The sequence below is a fragment of the Chromohalobacter nigrandesensis genome (assembly GCF_023061285.1).
GTDB lineage: Bacteria > Pseudomonadota > Gammaproteobacteria > Pseudomonadales > Halomonadaceae > Chromohalobacter > Chromohalobacter nigrandesensis.
The window spans coordinates 85,004-103,431 of record NZ_JAKGAM010000013.1 but is presented as its reverse complement, the minus strand read 5'-3'; the positions used below and the strand labels follow the sequence as shown (position 1 = coordinate 103,431).

Below are 18,428 nucleotides of genomic sequence, written 5' to 3'. Positions count from 1 at the left end.
CTCGCGTGCTTAAAGGTGTGGATAAACGCGTTACGGCAAGACCTTCTTGAACGGCTTGACCGTGACCTTGGCGTAGACGCCGGCGATCACGTAGGGGTCGGCGTCGGCCCAGGCCTGGGCATCTTGTAGACTATCGAACTCGGCGATCACCACGCTGCCGCTGAAGCCGCCTTCGCCGGGGTCGTTGGCCTCCACGGCGGGGTTGGGGCCGGCCAGCACCAGGCGTCCTTCGTCGCGGAGCTTTTGGAGACGCGCCAGATGATCGGGGCGCGCCGTCTTGCGGCGTTCGAGGCTGTCTTGCACATCATCGCTGACGATCGAGTAAAGCATCAGACGTCATCCTTCTGGTGGTCGTTTTGCGAAAGCGTATCACGAGGCATGTGACGGGCCAGGTAAATGCCCTGGCCGATCACGAACAACAGGGTCAGCCCCAGCATGCCGAACAGCTTGAAGTTGACCCAAGTGGCCTCGTCGTAGGTCTTGAAGACATACACATTGATCGCGCCCAGTGCAATGAAGAAGAACGCCCAGGCGAGATTGAGGCGGCGCCAGGTGGCGGCGGGAAGTGTGAGGGCCTTGCCCATCATGCGCTCGACGAGGGTCTTGCCACCGAACAGCGGGGCGATCAGAAAGGCGAAGGCGAACAGCCAGTTGACCACGGTCGGCTTCCATTGGATGAACGCCGCGTTATGAAACAGCACGGTCGCCCCGCCCATGACGACGACCAGCACCAGAGTCACCAGCTGCATCTTTTCCACACGACGGTAGCGCCACCACATGAAGGCGACCTGCAGCAGCGTGGCGGGGATCAGCACCAGGGTGGCGAGGAGGATATCGCCGCTGAAGTGATACACCGCAAAAAACAATACGATGGGCAGGAAATCCAAGAACATTTTCATCGGCGAGCATCCTGTGAGGTGTCGGCGCGGCACGGGAATTGACCCAGCGCAGCGCAAGCGAGCACTATAGCGAGCCTATTCTGACAAAGACGCCGCACCGCGTCATGCCCATGAGCCAACCCTTGCCGCCCCTGCCCGATACCTTCGATGCCGATCTTGGCCTCGACCTGCACATGCATTCCACCGCCTCCGATGGCGCGCTATCGCCACAAGCGTTGACCGACGCCTGTCACGCCAAAGGCGTCACGCGATTTTCCCTGACCGATCACGACACCGTGGCCGGCGTCGCCGAGGCCCAGCGGCATGCGGAAAGCTTGGGTATGCGTTGCCTGGCGGGCAGTGAGTTATCCACCTTGTGGCGCGGTATCGGCATTCACGTGGTGGCATTGTTGCCCGAAGGGGCTAGTGGCGCCCTGGTGCCCGGTCTCGAGGCGCAGGCGCAGGCCCGTGTGGCACGCGCCGAGGAAATCGCCAAGCGCCTCGAGAAAATCGGCCTCGATGACGCCTTGGTGCGCGCCCGCGAACAGGCTGGTAGCGAGCGGCCCCTGGGACGACCGGATTTCGCCAAGGCCCTGGTGGCGGCGGGTTTGGTGCCGGACATGCCGACGGCCTTCAAGAAGTATCTGGGCGCGGGCAAACCCGGTGACGTGAAGACTCATTGGCCGTATCTCAGCGAGGTGGTTGAATGGATTCGCGATAGTCAGGGCATCGCGGTACTCGCGCATCCGCTGCGCTATCGCCTCACGCATCGCAAGCGCAGCCAATTGCTGGATAGCTTCCGTGAGGCCGGTGGTGAAGCCGCCGAATTGATCAGCGGCCATCAGAACGCCGATGTGGGGCGCGATCTGGCCCGCCAGCTCGAAGCGCGCGATCTCATGGGGTCGCAGGGCAGCGATTTTCACTATCCGGGTGGGCCGCTGGCGCCGGGCGTGATGAGCGCGCCGCCGCGTTGTTCGGTAACGCCGGTGTGGTGTCATCCGAGGCTTGCGAGATTCGCCGCGTAAGGTTAATGCTGGGCATGAGGCACGTCGTGCGGCCCAGTGCCTTCGCTTTTAGCACGTTCGGTCCTCGGTACTTCCGGTTCGTTCTTCCGGCCCAAGGAGGCAGGCATGACCCAGTTCTTTCAGATTCATCCCGACAACCCGCAGAAACGGCTCATCGATCAGACGCTGGAGATCCTGCGCGGTGGCGGCGTGATCGCCTATCCGACCGATTCCGGCTATGCGCTCGGATGCTGCTTGGGCGAGAAGAAGGCCATCGAGAAGATCAAGTGGCTGCGCTCGCTGGATGACAAGCACAACTTCACGCTGGTGTGTTCCGACCTGTCTCAGATCGGTACTTACGCCAAGGTCGATAACGACGTGTTTCGTCTGCTCAAGGCGCATACGCCGGGGCCGTATACCTTCATTCTCAACGCCACCAACGAAGTGCCGCGTCTGCTCTTGCATCCCAAGCGGCGCTCCATCGGGGTTCGCGTACCGGATCACCGCATCAGCCATGCGATACTCGCAGCGTTGGGCGAGCCGTTGATGAGCGTGACGCTGATCCCCGTCGACGACGATCTGCCGATGACCGACCCTGAGGAGATCCGCGAGCGCTTCGGCGCGCATCTCGAGGCTGTCATCGACGGTGGCGCCTGCCACCTGGACCCGACCACGGTGGTCGATCTGCGCGAGATGCCGCCTACCGTCGTACGTGAGGGACGCGGGGACGTCGCGCCGTTCCAGTAAGCACGCGCTTGCCCATCTCGCGATAAACCTTCGTTTCAGGGAGCATCCGGCGAGACGTTGTCATCGTCTCGCTGGTGCGGATCCTGGGTATCTTCGTCGAGCCAGGTGCCGCACTTACGGCAATACTTGGCGTCGCGCTCGTGCCCTTCGTGGCCGCAGCCGGGGCAGGCTTCTTCGGAGTAGCGTTCTGCCTGGATCGAGCGGATCACCTCCGCCGAGAAGACACCGGTGGGCACGGCGATGATCGAGTACCCCAGGATCATCATGCACGCCGAGATGAACTGGCCGAGCGGAGTGATGGGAGCGATGTCGCCGTAGCCCACCGTCGTCAGCGTGACGACGCCCCAGTACATGGCCCGCGGCATGCTGGTGAACCCGGCTTCGGGCGGCTCGATCATGTAGATCAGGGCGCCGAAGACGGTGACGACCAGCAGCACCGTGAACAGAAACAGCATGATCTTGCGGTAACTGCGCGAGAGCGCCTGCGTCAGCATGCGGCCTTCACCGACGAATGCCATCAAGCGCAGCACACGGAAGACGCGTAGCGCACGCAGCACGCGCACCACCAGCAGCGACTGGGCGCCGGGTATCAGCAGGCTGAGCCAGGTAGGCAGGATGGAGAGCAGGTCGACGATGCCATAGAAACTCTTCAGATAGCGCAGCGGGCGTTCCAGGCAATAAAGCCGTACCGCCAGCTCCAACGTGAAGAGCAGCGTGAAGCCCCATTCGAGCAGGTAAAACGCCTTGCCGTAGCGGGCGTGAAGGCTCGGCACGCTGTCCACGAACACCACCGCTACGCTGATTAGGATCAGCGTGATGAGGACGATGTCGAAGATCTTCGCGGCCTTTGTGTCGGACTCGAAGATGATGTGGAACAGCGTCTTGCGTAGGCCGCTGTCGGCGGGTTCGAAAGGCAGCGTCAAGGGACGGTCTCCTGCGTTACGTCAGGCGGTGGCGTAGTGCCAGGCGGCGAGCCAGTCGCGGCTCATCTCGGGCGTGAGCCAGGTATCGGGGCGCGCGTCGTCGGCGTGACGCAAGGCGCTCGCCAAGCGTTGGGCGGCATCGCCACCGAGCGTCTCTAGATGGCGGTCGGCCTGATGACGATAGTCCGCATGCCCCGTGTCCTGCCAGGCATCCAGCGCCTCGAGCGCCGCGTTCCAGTGGCTCTGGGCGTCTTCGGTATTGTCGGGAAGCGTCCAGCCGTCATGCAGGGCGGCGCCGCGCTGGGCCTTGCTGGCGTTGGCGGGGCGAAGTGCCACGCCGTCGGCTAGAGAGGCGGCCAGTTGCCACAGCGCATCGGCGCTGCCTTCCTTGAGTTCGAGTTCCAGTTCGCGGATCGCGACCTGTCGCTCGCCGGCATGAATGGTGCCGATATCCAGCGCGACCTCGATGATGGCGTCCGCTTCGGTGACCTCCCAGCGCTCGCGGGTGAAGTCGGTGGTGAAACGCGGGGCGAGTCGGTCGAGGTCCGCTTCGTCGATGGTGTCCGGCGCATGCTGGCGGATGCCGTCAATGTCCAGTTCGTCGCCATCGATCGGCCATTCCCATTCACCGCGTGCGTGCAGGCCGCCCTGGCCGCTGCCCGCCGTCTTGAGTGTCTGCAGGTAGCCGTCGGGCGTGCGGCGAATGCGCAAGGCGATACGCGCGCGCTCCAGGGCGCGCTCTGGCGTGTCGTAGTAGGTGTTGGCGAGCCACGCACGCTGCGGGCTGTGATTCGCGAGTCGCGGGTGCTGGCGCAGCGCATGCGGGCCGCTAGCGCCGAGGGCGAGCTTGAGTTCGATTTCCTGAGCCATGCCTGACCTTGTGTGTTGATGACAGTACGTTGATGACAAGATGATGAATTTTCCATGACGAGAAGGGGTGCAGTCACTATACTGACGCCGCCATTCCCAACGCATCGAATCTGACATTATGGTGACTTCCAATCCGTTTTCGGCATTGTTCGGGCGCTCGCCTTTTGAGCCCTTGCTCGCGCATATCGTCAAGACAAGCGAATGCGCCGAGCGACTGCTGCCGTTTTTCGATGCCACGCAGGCGGGCAACTGGGACGACGCCGCCACGCATCGAGAAGCGATCACCGAGCTCGAGCATGAAGCCGATACCCTCAAGACCGAACTGCGTCTTAACCTTCCCAACAGCATGTTCCTGCCGGTCTCGCGTTCCGACCTGCTTGAGTTGATCAGCGTACAGGATAAGATCGCCAACAAGGCGCGCGATATTACCGGCATCATGCTGGGCCGCCAGATGCAGGTGCCGGAGTCGCTGGCACCCTCGATGCGCGCCTATCTCGAAACCGCGATCGCCACCGTGGGCCAGGCGCGCAAAGCGCTCGAAGAGCTCCAGGAGCTTCTCGATTCCGGCTTCGGGCGTAATGTCGGCGATCTCATGCAGGACTTTATCCGCGAGCTTCATAACCTCGAGCATCAGGCCGACGACCAACAGGTGCTTATTCGTCGCCAGCTCTTCCAGCTGGAGGCCGAGTTGCCGCCGGTCGATGTAATCTTCCTTTATAAGATCATCGAATGGATCGGTGAACTGTCCGATCGCGCCGAACGCGTCGGCAGTCGTCTCCAAATTCTCACGGCCCGCTGAAAACGCGGGCCGTGTGATTTTCCGTCTCACGCCAGCCAGATAGAACTTGCCTATGTCCATCATTGCGCAGTACGGCGATGTCTTCATCATTCTCGCCTGCATTTTCGGTTTTTTCATGGCCTGGGGGGTAGGGGCCAACGATGTGGCCAATGCCATGGGGACCTCCGTGGGCTCCAAGGCCATTACCATTCGTCAGGCGATCATCATCGCCGTGATCTTCGAGTTCCTCGGCGCGTGGCTGGCCGGGGGACAGGTCACCAACACCATCCGCAAGGGCATCATCGACCCGAGCTTGCTGTCCGATGACCCGCAGTTGCTGGTCTATGGCATGCTGGCGTCGTTGCTGGCGGCGGGCGTGTGGCTTTTCATCGCCTCCATGCGTGGCTGGCCGGTGTCCACCACGCATTCCATTGTCGGCGCCATCGTCGGTTTCGCCATCGCCGGGTTGGGCGTCGACTCCGTCGGCTGGCCCAAGGTCGGTCAGATCGCGGCGAGCTGGGTGGTGTCGCCCTTGCTGGCGGGGTCGATCGCCTTCGCGTTGTTCAAGTCGGTGCAGTTTCTGATCTTCGAGAACCACGACCCCTTCGCCGCGGCCAAGCGCTACGTGCCCGGTTATATCTTCATGGTCGGCTTCATCGTGGCGATGGTTACCCTAGTCAAGGGGCTTTCCCATGTGGGGTTGGAATTTAGTTTTGGCCAGAGTCTATTGATCGCGATCGCCATCGGTATCGTGGTGATGGTCATCGGCATCCTGATGGAAAATCGCGTCGATCGCATCAAACGCAAGCGTGGCGGCTCGGCGTTCGATTTCAACAGTGTCGAACGCGTATTCGGCGTGCTGATGATGTTCACCGCCTGCGCCATGGCATTCGCGCATGGCTCCAACGATGTCGCCAACGCCGTGGGGCCGCTGGCGGCGGTCATCAGCGTCGTTGAGTCCAGCGGCGATGTAAGCGGCGCTGCGGCGCTGCCCTGGTGGGTGCTGGTGCTGGGTGGCGGCGGTATCGTCGTCGGCTTGGTCACCTATGGCCATCGGGTCATCGCCACGGTGGGCACCGGGATCACCGAACTGACGCCGAGTCGCGGGTTCGCAGCGACCTTGGCGGCGGCGACCACCGTGGTGTTGGCCTCGGGAACCGGTCTGCCGGTCTCCACGACGCACACGCTGGTCGGTGCGGTGCTCGGGGTCGGCCTGGCCCGCGGGATCACGGCGCTCAACCTGCGCGTGCTGGGCACCATCGTGCTGTCCTGGGTGGTTACTTTGCCCGCCGGGGCATTGCTGTCGATCATGTTCTTCTTCATGTTCAAGGGTTTCTTCGGCTGACGAGCCACGATCGACGGGCCACGAGCGACGGGCCACGAGCTGCGAGCTGTGAGCCGCGCGCTAGAATGCTGCTGAAGCCTGAAGCCTGAAGCCTGAAGCCTGAAGCCCGATGCCCAAAACGGCGGCGCCACGACAGTGGTGCCGCCGTTTTCGTCGCTCTGTTATAGTCAGGATTTCCCGTTCACCTGCTGCCGGAGTGCGGCCTTGGATACTCGCTTTCCCTTCGCCGATTGGTTTCGTAATTCGTCTCCGTATATCAATGCGCATCGCGGTCGTACTTTCGTGGTGCTCATCGAAGGCGAGGCATTGGCATCCGAGCGATGGGAGCCGCTGCTTCAGGACCTGGCGCTGCTGCATACCCTGGGCGTGCGCCTGGTGATGGTCTTCGGCATTCGCCCACAGGTGGGCGAGGCGCTGAGCGAGTCGGGAATCGAGCCGCGCCGGATCGAGGGGCGTTGGGTGGCCGACGAGGCGATCATGCGCAATGTCGAACGCATCGCCGCCGAGTTGCGCCTCAAGATCGAGGCACGCCTCTCGCTGGGGTTGCCCAACACCCCGCTGCATGGCGTCGAGCTGACGGTGGTCTCCGGCAATCTGGTGACCGCTAAACCGCTGGGCGTGCGCGATGGCGTCGATTTTCACCACAGTGGCGAGGTGCGCCGGGTGCGCAGCGATGCCATCGCCGGACTGCTGGGACAGGAAGCGCTGGTCGTGGTGCCGCCGTTGGGTTATTCGAGCACCGGCGAGGTGTTCGATCTCGATGCGGCCGATGTTGCCCAGCACGTCGCCATGGGGCTTCGCGCCGACAAGTTGATTCTGCTCGGTGACGCGGCGGGGCTGCACGATGCCAGTGGCATGCTGCAGCGCCAGCTCACCCCGCGGGAGGCCGAGCCGTTACGGCGTCAGGCCGCGCCGGGTAGCGAGCTGGCGCGGCATTTGGGTGCGGCGTGTGAAGCGGCCCGGCACGGCGTGGCGCGCACCCATCTGCTGACCTGGCACGACCGCGATGCGCTGCTCGGTGAGCTGTTCACTCGCGATGGGGTGGGCACCATGATCACCCAGCACCGTTACGAGCAGTTGCGCCGCGCGACGCTGGAAGACGTGGGCGGTCTGCTCGAATTGCTGCGCCCGCTGGAAGAGCGCGGCATGCTCGTGGCGCGCTCGCGGGAGCGGCTCGAACATCAGATCGACGACTACTGGGTGATCGAGCGCGACGGCATGATCATCGGTTGCAGTGCCATGCATGCCTATCCCGAGGCGGACATGGGCGAACTGGCCTGCGTCGCCGTGCACGGCGATTATCGCGGTGGCGCGCGCGGTGACCTGTTGCTTGCTGAGGTCGAGCGTGAATCCCGTCGGCGCGGCTATAGCGCCTTGTTCGCCCTTACCACCCACACCGCCCACTGGTTCCTCGAGCGAGGCTTTCGACTCGACGGCCTGGAGGCGTTGCCGCACCTGCGGCGCGACTCCTATAACCATGCACGCCAATCCAAGGTGTTGCTCAAACCCCTCGGTTGAGTGCCTGCCCTGTGCCGCCGATCAGTATCAAGGCGGCATCGAGACTCGTCCGTGCGGCGGCATGCAGTGTCGCTTCCACTCGATGGGGTGTCTCCAAAAAGAGACTCTGTAACTATTTGTTTTAACTGAATTTTATCTTTATGGACAAAAGAGCGTTGTCAGATGGCGACGTTATCGGCGTCGAAATTCCCTCGATTCTCGCTGTAATAGCCTGTCGCAGGTTTTTGGCCTGCCGGGAATGTTTTTAAATTGATGTTTTTAAATGACTTTTAAAAAAGTGGCACGGCTATCGCAATATATAGGGTGAGCAACGGGAAACGGTTCAATACGGCTCGAGCCGTTTCTCGATCGATCAAGCCAGGGCGTTTCGATCACAACCCTGTGCTTAATGTCCCGGCTAGATCGATCAGCGTTTGCTCCACGCGATGTGTGACTTAGGTTGCGATGAGACGGGTACCGCCTACGGGCACGGAATGGTACCAAAAGGGCAAGGATGCCCAGGCAAGGATGCCACCCCTTCGGGGGCCAAATTCGCCGCGCTGCTTTTGGCGCCGCGGCAAACGAAACGAAGTGGCGGCTATGCCGTCAACATGGGGCCTTTTCCTGGCAATGTATGGACCTCATGGCTTCGTGGGCTTTCGAGCCCCTCGATCACTCTCGAGAATTCAGCCAGGTGGATGTTCGAGAGTGTTCATTTGACCCTTCAGTTCCCTGCGTACCTTGGGCCGGTCTTTCCGGCCCATTTTTTTGCGCGTCTTATGGGCCGCCATGGTGTGGCTAACGGATGCACCGGGTGTTCATGGTCTTGATGGGACTTACTCCTCGCTTTCGATCGGTGCGGCGATGCGAAAACCGGCATGTGAACGCAACTCTGTTATTCTGTGCGGGTAAGACGACATGGCATCCACCCTTTTTCTGCATAGAATTGCGCTCATGACCACTCAGGTCTCTCGCCGCTGGCGTCCTCGTTCGTTACTGCAGTTGGTAATGCTCGCCTTTGTAATGGTGATGCTGCCAATTGCCGTGCTCATGTTTCAGGCCGGCCAGGCCCTCTCCGAGCTCTCGTCGTTGGCCGATATCAGCGCGCGTCAAGCGGTGGAGCAAACCCGCCGTGCCCGCACCTTGAGCAACCTGGCATTGGAAATGGAGCGCAGCGCACGTCAGTACGCGGTGCTCGAGCAGGAAGGGTTGCTCAGCATCTATACCGAGAAGGCCCAACGCTACGCGGAACTGCTCGATGAGCATGCCCCCTTGCTGCCCGACGATCCGGATATCCCGCGTCTGCGTGAGCAACTCAGCGAGCTCGAGGCGTTGCCGGATACGCCCATCGATGAGTTCCGCGAGCAGTTGGCGGCGTTCGGTGACTTCTCCCAGCGGACCGACAATGTGCGCCATGCCACCAATCAGTTGATCGACGAACGTATCGAGAACATTCGCGAGCGTGCCAGCACCGTGCGTGGGCAGTTGTGGATGCAGACCGCCGCGCTGGTCTCGGTCAGCCTGGGGCTGATGCTGATCTTCACCTGGCTGATCATTCGCCCCATTCGCCAGCTCGAGCGGCGGATCTTCAGTCTGGGAAGCGGCATGGAACCGGCCTCGCCGCAGCATATCCAGGGGCCGGCGGAGATGGTCAGGCTCGGCGAGCGGCTGACCTGGCTATCCGGGCGTCTTACCGAACTCGAGGCGCAGAAGCAGCAGTTTCTGCGGCATATGTCCCACGAGCTGAAGACGCCGCTAGCCAGCGTGCGCGAGGGCACGGCACTGCTTTCCGACGGCGTGGTCGGCGAACTTAGCGAGCGTCAGCGTGAAATCGTGGGATTGATCGATGTCAGCGGTCAGGAACTCCAGGCCCTGATCGAGCAACTGCTCGACTATAATCTGTTGCAGCACAGTCGGGGACTCAAGGTGACGCGTTTCGACCTGGTCACGGTGATCCAGGAAGTGCTCGCCAAGCATCGTTTGGCGCTCGACAAGAAGGGCATGCATGTCGACTGGCCTCGGCAGCCGTTGCCTTGGCAGGCCGACCGCGAGCGTACCGCCAGCGTTCTCGACAACCTGATCTCCAATGCCATCGCCTACGGTGAGGATGGCGGCCACTTGGCGCTGCGTGCCCAGCAATATGCGTCATGGCTGGTGGTCGACGTCGCCAACACCGGCGAGCCCATCGATGAAAACGACCGCGCGCGTCTATTCGAAGCGTTTTATCAGGGCCGCATGCGGCGCCAGGGTGCCCTCAAGGGGTCGGGCATCGGCTTGTCGGTGGCCGCTGATTGCGCCAAGGTTCAAAATGGACGCTTGGAGTTGGTCGAGGATGACACCTTTCCGGTCTGTTTCCGACTGACACTGCCCGAGGTGACGCCGCCGGAGGAAGGAACCGATGGCGACGACGCTTCCATAACGACGCCGACCACTATGACGCCGGCGCTAAACGCAAGGAACGACACATGAACATTCGGATGCTGCTGGCGGCGTTATGCGCCGGCTCGCTGTTGACCGGGTGCCAGTGGATGACGCAAGAGACGTCTGCACCGGCGGCCCCGGTCACTTCCTGCAATGACGACATCCCCAAGCTGGCCGACAACGTTTGCCTGGTGGATGACTGGATTGCCTTCGGACTCGCCTCGCAGCGCGGTGACAGCGAGTGGCGAGGCTCCATGCTGACGCGCCTCCGGGGCGACATGCCGCATCTCAAGCTGGCCCGTGCCACAGTACTGGCATGGGGCGATCGCGACGGCTGGGAACAGGCGTCCGAGCTTTACAAAGCCGAACTCTCGGCGGCGCCGAGCCGCTTGCAGCCACTGCTGCGGCAATGGCTCAACGAGCTCGAGACACGCCGCGATTTGGCCAGCGATCTCGCCAAGAGCGAATCGCGTCGCCAGGCGTTGGGACGCGAGCGCGATAACCTCGCCGAAAAACTCGACGCCCTGACGGCCATCGAACAGAGCATCAACTCGCGCCATGAGCAATCGCCATGACAGCGCGACGGTTACCAAGGAGAGATTCGTGAAGCACGCCGCCGCCCATCTTCTGCTGGTCGATGACGACCCCAGCCTCCTCAAGCTTTTGGGCATGCGCCTGGAAAGCCGAGGTTACCGTGTAACCACCGCCGAAAGTGGGCGGCAAGCGTTGGAGTGTCTCACCGAGGACCGCCCCGACCTGGTGCTTTCCGACTTGCGCATGGATGAAATGGACGGCATGGCGCTGTTTCGCGAACTGCAGCGTCGCGCGCCGGGCATGCCGGTGATCATTCTGACCGCGCATGGCTCGATCCCCGATGCGGTGAGCGCCACGCGCCAGGGCGTGTTCAGCTTTCTCACCAAGCCGGTGGATCGCGACGAGCTGTTCGCCGCCATCGAGGAAGCCCTGTCGCAGACGCCGGGCACGCATGGCGCCGGCGACGATGCCTGGCGCGCCGAGATCATCACCCGCAGCCCGCAGATGGAGCGTATTCTCGAGCAGGCGCGCATGGTAGCGGCGTCCGATGTCAGCGTGCTGATCACCGGCGCTTCTGGCTCGGGCAAGGAACTGCTCGCCAACGCCATCCACCATGCCAGTGGCCGCGCCGATAAACCCTTCGTGGCGATCAACTGCGGCGCACTGCCCGAGCAACTGCTGGAAAGCGAGCTGTTCGGCCACGCCAAGGGCGCCTTTACCGGCGCGGTCAGCCAGCACGAGGGGCTGTTTCTCGCCGCCGACGGCGGCAGTTTGTTTCTCGACGAGATCGGCGACATGCCGCTGACCTTGCAGGTCAAGCTGCTGCGCGCGCTGCAGGAACGTCAGATTCGCCCGCTGGGCTCGACCACCTCGGTGCCCATCGACGTGCGTATCATTTCCGCCACGCACCGCGATCTCGACCGTGCCATGCACGAGGGCGACTTCCGCGAGGATCTCTACTACCGCCTCAACGTCGTCAACCTCAAGCTGCCGGCACTCAAGGAACGCGCCGAAGACGTGCCGCTACTGGCCAAGTACCTGGTGGGGCAAGCCGCCGAGCGCCACAAGCCCTTCGTCAAAGGCTTCTCGTCGGAAGCGCTCAACCTGCTGGCCTCCAGCGCTTGGCCGGGCAACGTGCGCCAACTGGTCAACGTCGTCGAGCAGTGCGTGGCGCTGACCAGCTCGCCGATCATCCCCGAGGCGCTGGTGGCGCAAGCGCTGGCGGCCGAGGAAAACGCTTTGCCGTCGTTCAACGAGGCACGCGCGGGCTTCGAGCGCAGCTATCTCGTCAAGGTGCTCAAGATCACTGAAGGTAACGTCACCCAGGCCGCGCGCATCGCCGGGCGCAACCGCACCGACTTCTACAAGCTGCTGGCCCGGCACGACCTGGAACCCAGCAGCTTCAAGCCCAGCACCCAGCCGCAAGCGGCGCAGAACGACGACGCCCAACCGCGCCGCATGCAGCGTTGAGGCGTCTATTCAGCGCTTGAAACGCCGCTTTACTTCGAGTTTCAAACGCCCCTCGCCGAGCCGTGCGGTGAGGGCCTGGCCGGGCTTTGTGTCGTGTGCATTGCGCACGACGCGGCGCTCGTCATCTTCGAGAATCGCATAACCGCGCCCCAATACCGCCAGCGGGCTGACGGCGTTGAGTTCGCGTGCCAGGGCTTCGAGCCGTTCCCGAGATTGATCGAGTCGGCGCGGCAGCGCGGCATGTAGCTGACGTTCCAGGGTCGTCAGGCGTTGCTGTAGCGACGCGATGGCAAGGCGTGGGTCCTGGCGCTCTACGCGGCGCGTGAGGTTGTCGTGGCGTTGATGCTCACGGTCGAGGCGTTGGCGCATGGCCAGGCGCAGGCGCGTTTCCCAGCTTTCCAAGCGGCGACGTTGCTCGGCCAGGCGTTCCCCGGGGTGGCGCAGCCGCGCCTGCGTATGATCGAGACGTTGGCCGTCACGTTCCAAGCGCGTCTGCATGACGCGGGTCAGGCGGCGTTCGACGGCTTGCAGTTGCGATTGGCGTTCGCGCCAATCGGGGACCAGATGCTCGGCGGCGGCGGAGGGCGTGGGTGCGCGTTCGTCGACGGCGAAATCTGCCAACGTGACATCCACTTCATGGCCTACCGCCGACATCACCGGCAACCGGGAATGATGGATCGCCCGCGCCAGATGCTCGTCATTGAACGCCCACAGATCCTCCAGACTGCCGCCGCCGCGCGTGATGAGTAGGGCATCGACGCTGTCTTGCGGCGTCTGGGCGCGTTGATTGGCCTGGGCGATGGCGCGGATGATCGCCGGCGGCGCCTCGCGGCCTTGGACCGGCACCGGCAGGATCGTCACCTCCAGCGCCGGCCAGCGGCGTCGCAACACCGCCAGCACGTCACGAATCGCCGCGCCGGTGGGCGAGGTGATAATCGCCAGATGGCGCGGCGGATTCGGCAGCGTCCGCGCGTTGGCGAAGACTCCCTCGGCGGAAAGCTTGGTCTTGAGGCGCTCGAACGCCGCCAGCAACTCACCTTCCCCCGATGCCTGCACTGCCTCGACGATCAGTTGATAATCGCCACGCGGCTCGAACACCGACACGCGTCCGCGCACCCGCAGCCGGTCGCCATCCTTGAGTGTCGCACGCATCAACCGCGCCCGGTTGCGGAAGAACGCACAACGCAACTGTGCACGATCGTCCTTGAGCGTGAAGTAGATATGCCCCGACGCCGGCCGCGCCACGCCCGAAATCTCGCCCTCCACCCAACACTCGCCGAAGCCCCGCTCCAGCATCAAACGGGCCTGGCGGTTGAGTTCACTGACGCTGAGGGCGGTGGGGGTGCCAGTGTCGTCCATCGCAGGCCTCGCAAAATCGGGTAAGTTTGGAAAAGAGACAGTTTAGCATTGTGGCAACGGGCAACGGGCAACGGGCAACGGGCAACGGGCAACGGGCAACGGTGGCGCCGCTATCGGGAATGAATTCCCTCCCACAAGGCCAGGCTTCCACAAGGGCCAGCTACAATTGTGCCTCAGCGCTTTGCGCGGAGGCAGTTCTCAATAGCCAGCTCACCACGAGCGCTCCGACGCATAGCGCGCCGCCGAAAAGCGGTAAGGCAATCGCATGCCCGACGCTATCGATCAGCGCACCGGTGGTGACGACGGGCAGGCTGAAGCCGACATAGGCGAGCAGGAAGAATCCGGCGCTGGCGCTTGATTGCCGCTCGCCGGCGACGGCGAGGACACCGCTCAAGCCGCCTAGGTAGACGAAGCCATAGCAGGCGCTGCTGGCGGCGAGAGTGCCGATGAGTACCGCAGCCAGCACGCCATTGAGCGACCCCCAGGCGATCAGCGCATACGCCAACGGCAAGATGATCAGACCCAGTTGGGTCGAGGCATGGGGTGAAAGCTGCCGCGCCCAGGGCTGGAACAGCACGCCGCAACTGCATATACCGAAGGTGGCGAATCCCGACCAGGCGGCGAGCCCGTGCCGGGCCAGCGTCGAGGGCAGGATGGCGATAACCAGCCCGACCGTGGCCCAGGCCAGCAGGATCGCCAGTCCGAACGGGAGTGCGCCGGCCGGATAAGCCGGCAGCCGGAGCATGGCGGCATGACGTTGGCGCGGTGCATCGTCGGGCAGGCCGATCACCAGCAACAGGGCCAGACTCGCGGCACCCAGATACAGCCAGAGACTGGGTGGAGTCAGGCTGGGGGTATACAGGACGAAGAGGCTGGTTACTGCGGCCCCGAGTCCAAAACCCAGCGAAGTGCTGCCCGTGACCCAGTTCGCCGCCACACGCTTGTCGCGGTCGTGGAACAGCTCGAGCATGTAGGCGGGCGCGACGGCCGAGGTCAGCGCGGTGCCAAGGCCCATCAAGAAGCGTGCAATGCCCAGTGTGACCAGTCCCGGGGCGAGCAGTGTCATTGACGTTGCAACCAGGCACAAGCATAGCGCGGCGAGAATCAGGGGCCGTCGTCCGAGGCGTTCCGGTAGGCCGTTCAGTGCCAGCAGGACCGGCATGATGCCTAACACGTAGCAGGCGAAGGCCACGCTGGTAGCGCCGACGCCCAATCCGTCCCGCGCGGCCAGGGCATCGTAGAGCGGCGCCTGCAGGTTGACCGCGGTCGTGATCGTGCAAAGTGCGAGCGCGAGGCGAAGGGGAGACGATCCTTTCATGCGATGGCTGCCAGTGTCGGTAGAGGGGCGCCCAGCCTGGCACCGGCACATCGGGCCGGTAAGGTACAATGCCGGCGAATAATCCATGCACTGTTCGCGATTATTGCGGAACGGTCGCTACCCGGGGGTATCGCTGCGGTGAAGCTGGAAATCGATCAAGACTCGAGCCTGCCGGTGGTGGTCCAGGTGACCGACGGCGTACGCGACTGGGTAGCCCGGCACGGCGCAGGTAGCCGCCTGCCTTCGATCCGGCGACTGGCGCGCGATTTGGGAGTCAGCCGCAATACCGCCATCGAAGCCTATGAACGGCTAGTGGCACAGGGCCTGGTGCGCTCCAGGCCGGGGGCGGGGTTCTATGTGGCCGATAGCGCGGCGCGGGTGCTCGCCAGGGAGGATAACGGCGCGGAAAACCTGGAAGACGTCACCGACGAGATGTGGCGCTTGTTCCAGACCCGCGAGGATAGCTTGAAGCTTGGCTGCGGGTGGTTGCCCACCGACTGGCGCGAAGGCGATGACCTGGCCCATGCCATCCGCCAGGTGACCCGGCAGGACCGCTCGGGCCTTTTCGACTACAGCACGCCGCTGGGTACGCCGGAGTTGCGCTCGCTTATCGAGGAGCGGTTGCGGTTGCTGGACATTGAGGCCGATGCTAACCAGATCCTGCTGACCGGTGGTGGCAGTCATGCGCTCGACCTGCTCGTGCGGCTGATGCTCAACCCCGGCGACACGGTCTTCGTGGAATCACCGGGCTATTACAACCTGTTCGGCCTGTTGCGGCTGCAGCGGGTCAAGGTGATCGGCGTGCCACGGCTGAGTGGAGGGCCCGATGTCGAGCGGATGGAAGCCCTGCTGAAGACGCACCGGCCCAAGCTGCTTTTCACCAATAGCGTGTTCCAGAACCCGACGGGCACGACGCTGGCGCCGACCGTGGCGCATCGCGTTTTGCAACTCGCCGAGAAGCACGACTTCCGGATCGTCGAGGACGACATCTACGCGGACTTCCAGCGTGACCCCACCATTAGACTGGCGGCGCTCGATGGCCTGCGGCGGGTTATCTATCTCGGTAGCTTCTCGAAGAGCCTGTCCTGTTCGCTGCGCGTGGGGTTCATCGTCGCCGGGCCGGGGCTGATCAAGCAGTTGGTGGACGTCAAGATGCTAACCAGCATCGCCTCGTCGCGCTTTGCCGAGCAGGTGGTGACGACCATGCTGGAGAACGGCAGTTACCGAAAGCTAACCGAGCGCCTGCGCCTCAAGCTCTCGGGGCAGATGGCCTCGGCCCTCGAACTGGTCGGGGCGGCGGGCTGGGAGGTCTTCGCCGAACCGGCCGGGGGTATGTTCCTGTGGCTACGCCATCCGGCCGTGGACTCGTCCAGCCGTCTCGTCGAACGTGCTCAGTGCGCGGGGATCAGCCTGTCGCCGGGCGATGTCTTCCTGCCTGACGGCGGGCATTCGCCGTGGACCCGGATCAACGTGGCCTACACACGCGACCCTCGTGCGGTGCGCTTTCTTGGCAACCCAAGCATGCTATGCCATCGAGAATAAATTCTCTCAAGCTACAGACCGGAATCGTGGGAGCCGTTCCCGTTCGAGTGCGAACAGGATGTCGAGGTGCAGCAACTCTTTCTCGATGACCGGGCGCATAGCGGTTCGGCCGGGTTGTGCCATCGCGCGAGCGACCAGTTCATCGAAGTTGGCGCGTTCAGTCTGCAAAAGAAGAAGCCCACGCATCTCGATGTCTGATGCGTGGGCTTGTTGCTTTGCCGTGTCAGATCCCGGAGTTTCAGGCCTTGCTGGTCTTGGCTTGCCACAGCTTGGGCAGCAGCCAGGGCAGAAGCAGCAGGGCGAGTGCGGCGATCCAGAGGCCTAGCGAAATGCCGGATTGCCACAGGATGCCGAGGTCGCCGCCGCTGATGGACAGCGCGCGCCGCAGGTTTTGCTCCATCAATCCCCCGAGGACATAGCCCAGGATGACGGGTGCCAGCGAGAAGCCCAGCTTGCGCAGCAAGTAGCCGAATACGCCAATAATGAGCATCAGGTAGATGGCCGCAAGATTGGAATGAAGCTGGAAAACGCCGACGAAGGCTAGAATCGCGATGCCTGGTACCAGTACCCAGCGTGGAATCGTCAGCACGCGGGCAAATACGCCGGCCAATGGCAGGTTGAGCGCCAGCAAGACGATATTGCCGATATACAGCGAGGCGATCAGGCCACCGGCGACTTCGGGACGTTCACTGAACATCATGGGGCCGGGGGTGATGTTGTAGAGCATCAACGCGCCGAGGAGCACCGCCGTCGTGCCGGAGCCGGGAATCCCCAACGTCAGCATGGGCACGAAAGAGCCCGCCGCCGAGGCGTTGTTGGCTGCCTCCGGCGCCGCCAGGCCGCGCATGTTGCCCGTCCCGAATGAATTGTCCTTGTCGCTCAGGCGCTTCTCAGTGGTATAGGCGACCGCGCCGGCCACCGAGGCGCCGGTGCCGGGCAGGATGCCGATGATGAAACCGATCAAACCCGAGCGGCCCATCGTCCACTTGCAGGCCATCACTTCCTTGAGGCTGACGAAGACGCGTCCCAGCGGCGGGAGGCCGTCGTTGCCATCCTTGCGATTGGCGTTTTCCAGCATCAGGAGAATCTCGCTGATCGCGAACAGGCCGATGATCATGACCACGAAATCGATGCCGTCGTATAACTCGGGCAGGTCGAAGGTATAGCGCAGCACGCCGGTGCTCGAATCGACGCCCACGGTGCCGATCAAGATCCCCAGGACGGCCCCGATGGCGGTTTTGATGGGGTCCTTGCCCATCATCACGGCCATGGAGGCGAAGGCGAACACCATCAGTGCGAAGAATTCGGCGGGCCCGAACATCACGGCGACTTCCGCCAGCAATGGCGCGAAGAGCGTCAGGCCGATGATGGCGATGGTCGCGCCGACGAACGAGCTGACCGCCGATAAGCCCAGCGCCGGCCCGGCCAGCCCCTTCTTGGCCAGCGGGTGGCCGTCGAGTGTGGTCATCACGGCCCCGGCATCGCCGGGCACGTTGAGCAGAATGCTCGACATGCGCCCGCCGTACTCGGCCCCCGTGTAGATGGCGGCGAGCAGGATCAATGCCGACTCGGCGGGCAGGCCGAGTGTATAGGCCAATGGCATCAGAATCGCAATACCATTGATGGGACCGATGCCGGGCAGCGCCCCGAAGAGCGTACCGAGAAGCGCGCCGAGCAAAGCCAAGCCGAGGTTCAGCGGGCTCAGCGCGACGTCGAAGCCATGGATCAGGAAATCAAACATG

General features: G+C 63.3%; 17 protein-coding genes. 10 read left to right on the top strand and 7 right to left on the bottom strand.

The window, feature by feature from the left end:
- Positions 1–30: 30 nt before the first annotated feature.
- Together L1073_RS14370 and L1073_RS14365 are read right to left on the bottom strand one after the other, a co-directional pair.
- The gene (locus L1073_RS14370) at positions 31–330 is read right to left on the bottom strand and encodes a YciI family protein (protein WP_246900351.1); all 300 of its coding nucleotides are present in this window, start codon (positions 328–330) and stop codon (positions 31–33) included.
- Entirely contained in the window at positions 330–899 is a 570-nt protein-coding gene (locus tag L1073_RS14365; RefSeq protein ID WP_246900349.1) for a septation protein A, read from the bottom strand. The genes L1073_RS14370 and L1073_RS14365 overlap by 1 nt, the downstream gene beginning before the upstream one ends.
- A gap of 110 nt (positions 900–1,009) precedes the next feature.
- Between L1073_RS14365 and L1073_RS14360 the strand changes: the two genes are divergently transcribed.
- Positions 1,010–1,903, top strand: coding sequence for a PHP domain-containing protein (locus L1073_RS14360; protein ID WP_246900347.1), 894 nt, complete (start codon positions 1,010–1,012; stop codon positions 1,901–1,903).
- A 105-nt stretch (positions 1,904–2,008) separates the two neighbouring features.
- Positions 2,009–2,629 carry an L-threonylcarbamoyladenylate synthase gene (locus L1073_RS14355; RefSeq protein WP_246900345.1) on the top strand — a complete coding sequence of 207 codons (621 nt, stop codon included), beginning with the start codon at positions 2,009–2,011 and terminating at the stop codon, positions 2,627–2,629.
- Between the two features lie 35 nt (positions 2,630–2,664).
- Here L1073_RS14355 and L1073_RS14350 read toward each other — a convergent pair whose 3' ends face one another.
- The gene (locus L1073_RS14350; RefSeq protein WP_246900343.1) at positions 2,665–3,552 is read right to left on the bottom strand and encodes an ion transporter; all 888 of its coding nucleotides are present in this window, start codon (positions 3,550–3,552) and stop codon (positions 2,665–2,667) included.
- A 21-nt stretch (positions 3,553–3,573) separates the two neighbouring features.
- The gene (locus L1073_RS14345) at positions 3,574–4,422 is read right to left on the bottom strand and encodes a CYTH domain-containing protein (protein ID WP_246900342.1); all 849 of its coding nucleotides are present in this window, start codon (positions 4,420–4,422) and stop codon (positions 3,574–3,576) included.
- Between the two features lie 118 nt (positions 4,423–4,540).
- On the opposite strand from L1073_RS14345, the gene L1073_RS14340 reads away from it, so the two are divergent.
- The 6 genes from L1073_RS14340 to glrR all read left to right on the top strand — a co-directional run bounded on the left by L1073_RS14340 (position 4,541) and on the right by glrR (position 12,467).
- Positions 4,541–5,221: a TIGR00153 family protein gene (locus L1073_RS14340; RefSeq protein WP_246900340.1), complete on the top strand. Its 681-nt coding sequence runs from the start codon at positions 4,541–4,543 to the stop codon at positions 5,219–5,221.
- A 52-nt stretch (positions 5,222–5,273) separates the two neighbouring features.
- On the top strand, positions 5,274–6,545 hold the full coding sequence (locus L1073_RS14335; protein ID WP_246900338.1) for an inorganic phosphate transporter: 1,272 nt from the start codon (positions 5,274–5,276) through the stop codon (positions 6,543–6,545).
- Between the two features lie 204 nt (positions 6,546–6,749).
- On the top strand, positions 6,750–8,063 hold the full coding sequence (gene argA / locus L1073_RS14330; protein ID WP_246900336.1) for an amino-acid N-acetyltransferase: 1,314 nt from the start codon (positions 6,750–6,752) through the stop codon (positions 8,061–8,063).
- A gap of 933 nt (positions 8,064–8,996) precedes the next feature.
- Positions 8,997–10,511 carry a sensor histidine kinase gene (locus L1073_RS14325; RefSeq protein ID WP_246900333.1) on the top strand — a complete coding sequence of 505 codons (1,515 nt, stop codon included), beginning with the start codon at positions 8,997–8,999 and terminating at the stop codon, positions 10,509–10,511.
- On the top strand, positions 10,508–11,038 hold the full coding sequence (locus tag L1073_RS14320) for a hypothetical protein (RefSeq protein WP_246900332.1): 531 nt from the start codon (positions 10,508–10,510) through the stop codon (positions 11,036–11,038). The genes L1073_RS14325 and L1073_RS14320 overlap by 4 nt, the downstream gene beginning before the upstream one ends.
- A 28-nt stretch (positions 11,039–11,066) precedes the next feature.
- Positions 11,067–12,467 carry a two-component system response regulator GlrR gene (gene glrR / locus L1073_RS14315; RefSeq protein WP_246900330.1) on the top strand — a complete coding sequence of 467 codons (1,401 nt, stop codon included), beginning with the start codon at positions 11,067–11,069 and terminating at the stop codon, positions 12,465–12,467.
- A 9-nt stretch (positions 12,468–12,476) separates the two neighbouring features.
- Here the strand turns inward: glrR and xseA are convergent, their stop codons facing one another.
- Both xseA and L1073_RS14305 read right to left on the bottom strand, forming a co-directional pair.
- Positions 12,477–13,826: an exodeoxyribonuclease VII large subunit gene (gene xseA, locus L1073_RS14310; protein ID WP_246900328.1), complete on the bottom strand. Its 1,350-nt coding sequence runs from the start codon at positions 13,824–13,826 to the stop codon at positions 12,477–12,479.
- A gap of 160 nt (positions 13,827–13,986) precedes the next feature.
- Complete coding sequence (locus L1073_RS14305) at positions 13,987–15,144, bottom strand: MFS transporter (protein ID WP_246900326.1); 1,158 nt, start codon at positions 15,142–15,144, stop codon at positions 13,987–13,989.
- A gap of 138 nt (positions 15,145–15,282) precedes the next feature.
- Between L1073_RS14305 and L1073_RS14300 the strand changes: the two genes are divergently transcribed.
- Both L1073_RS14300 and L1073_RS17270 read left to right on the top strand, forming a co-directional pair.
- Positions 15,283–16,686 carry an aminotransferase-like domain-containing protein gene (locus L1073_RS14300; protein ID WP_246900364.1) on the top strand — a complete coding sequence of 468 codons (1,404 nt, stop codon included), beginning with the start codon at positions 15,283–15,285 and terminating at the stop codon, positions 16,684–16,686.
- 66 nt (positions 16,687–16,752) lie between these two features.
- Positions 16,753–16,884 (top strand): hypothetical protein, encoded by a 132-nt coding sequence (locus L1073_RS17270; RefSeq protein WP_281506101.1) that lies wholly within the window; start codon positions 16,753–16,755, stop codon positions 16,882–16,884.
- Positions 16,885–16,924: 40 nt separating this feature from the next.
- On the opposite strand, the gene L1073_RS14295 is transcribed toward L1073_RS17270, so the two are convergent.
- Positions 16,925–18,427: a tripartite tricarboxylate transporter permease gene (locus L1073_RS14295; RefSeq protein ID WP_246900324.1), complete on the bottom strand. Its 1,503-nt coding sequence runs from the start codon at positions 18,425–18,427 to the stop codon at positions 16,925–16,927.
- Between the last annotated feature and the right edge of the window lies 1 nt (position 18,428).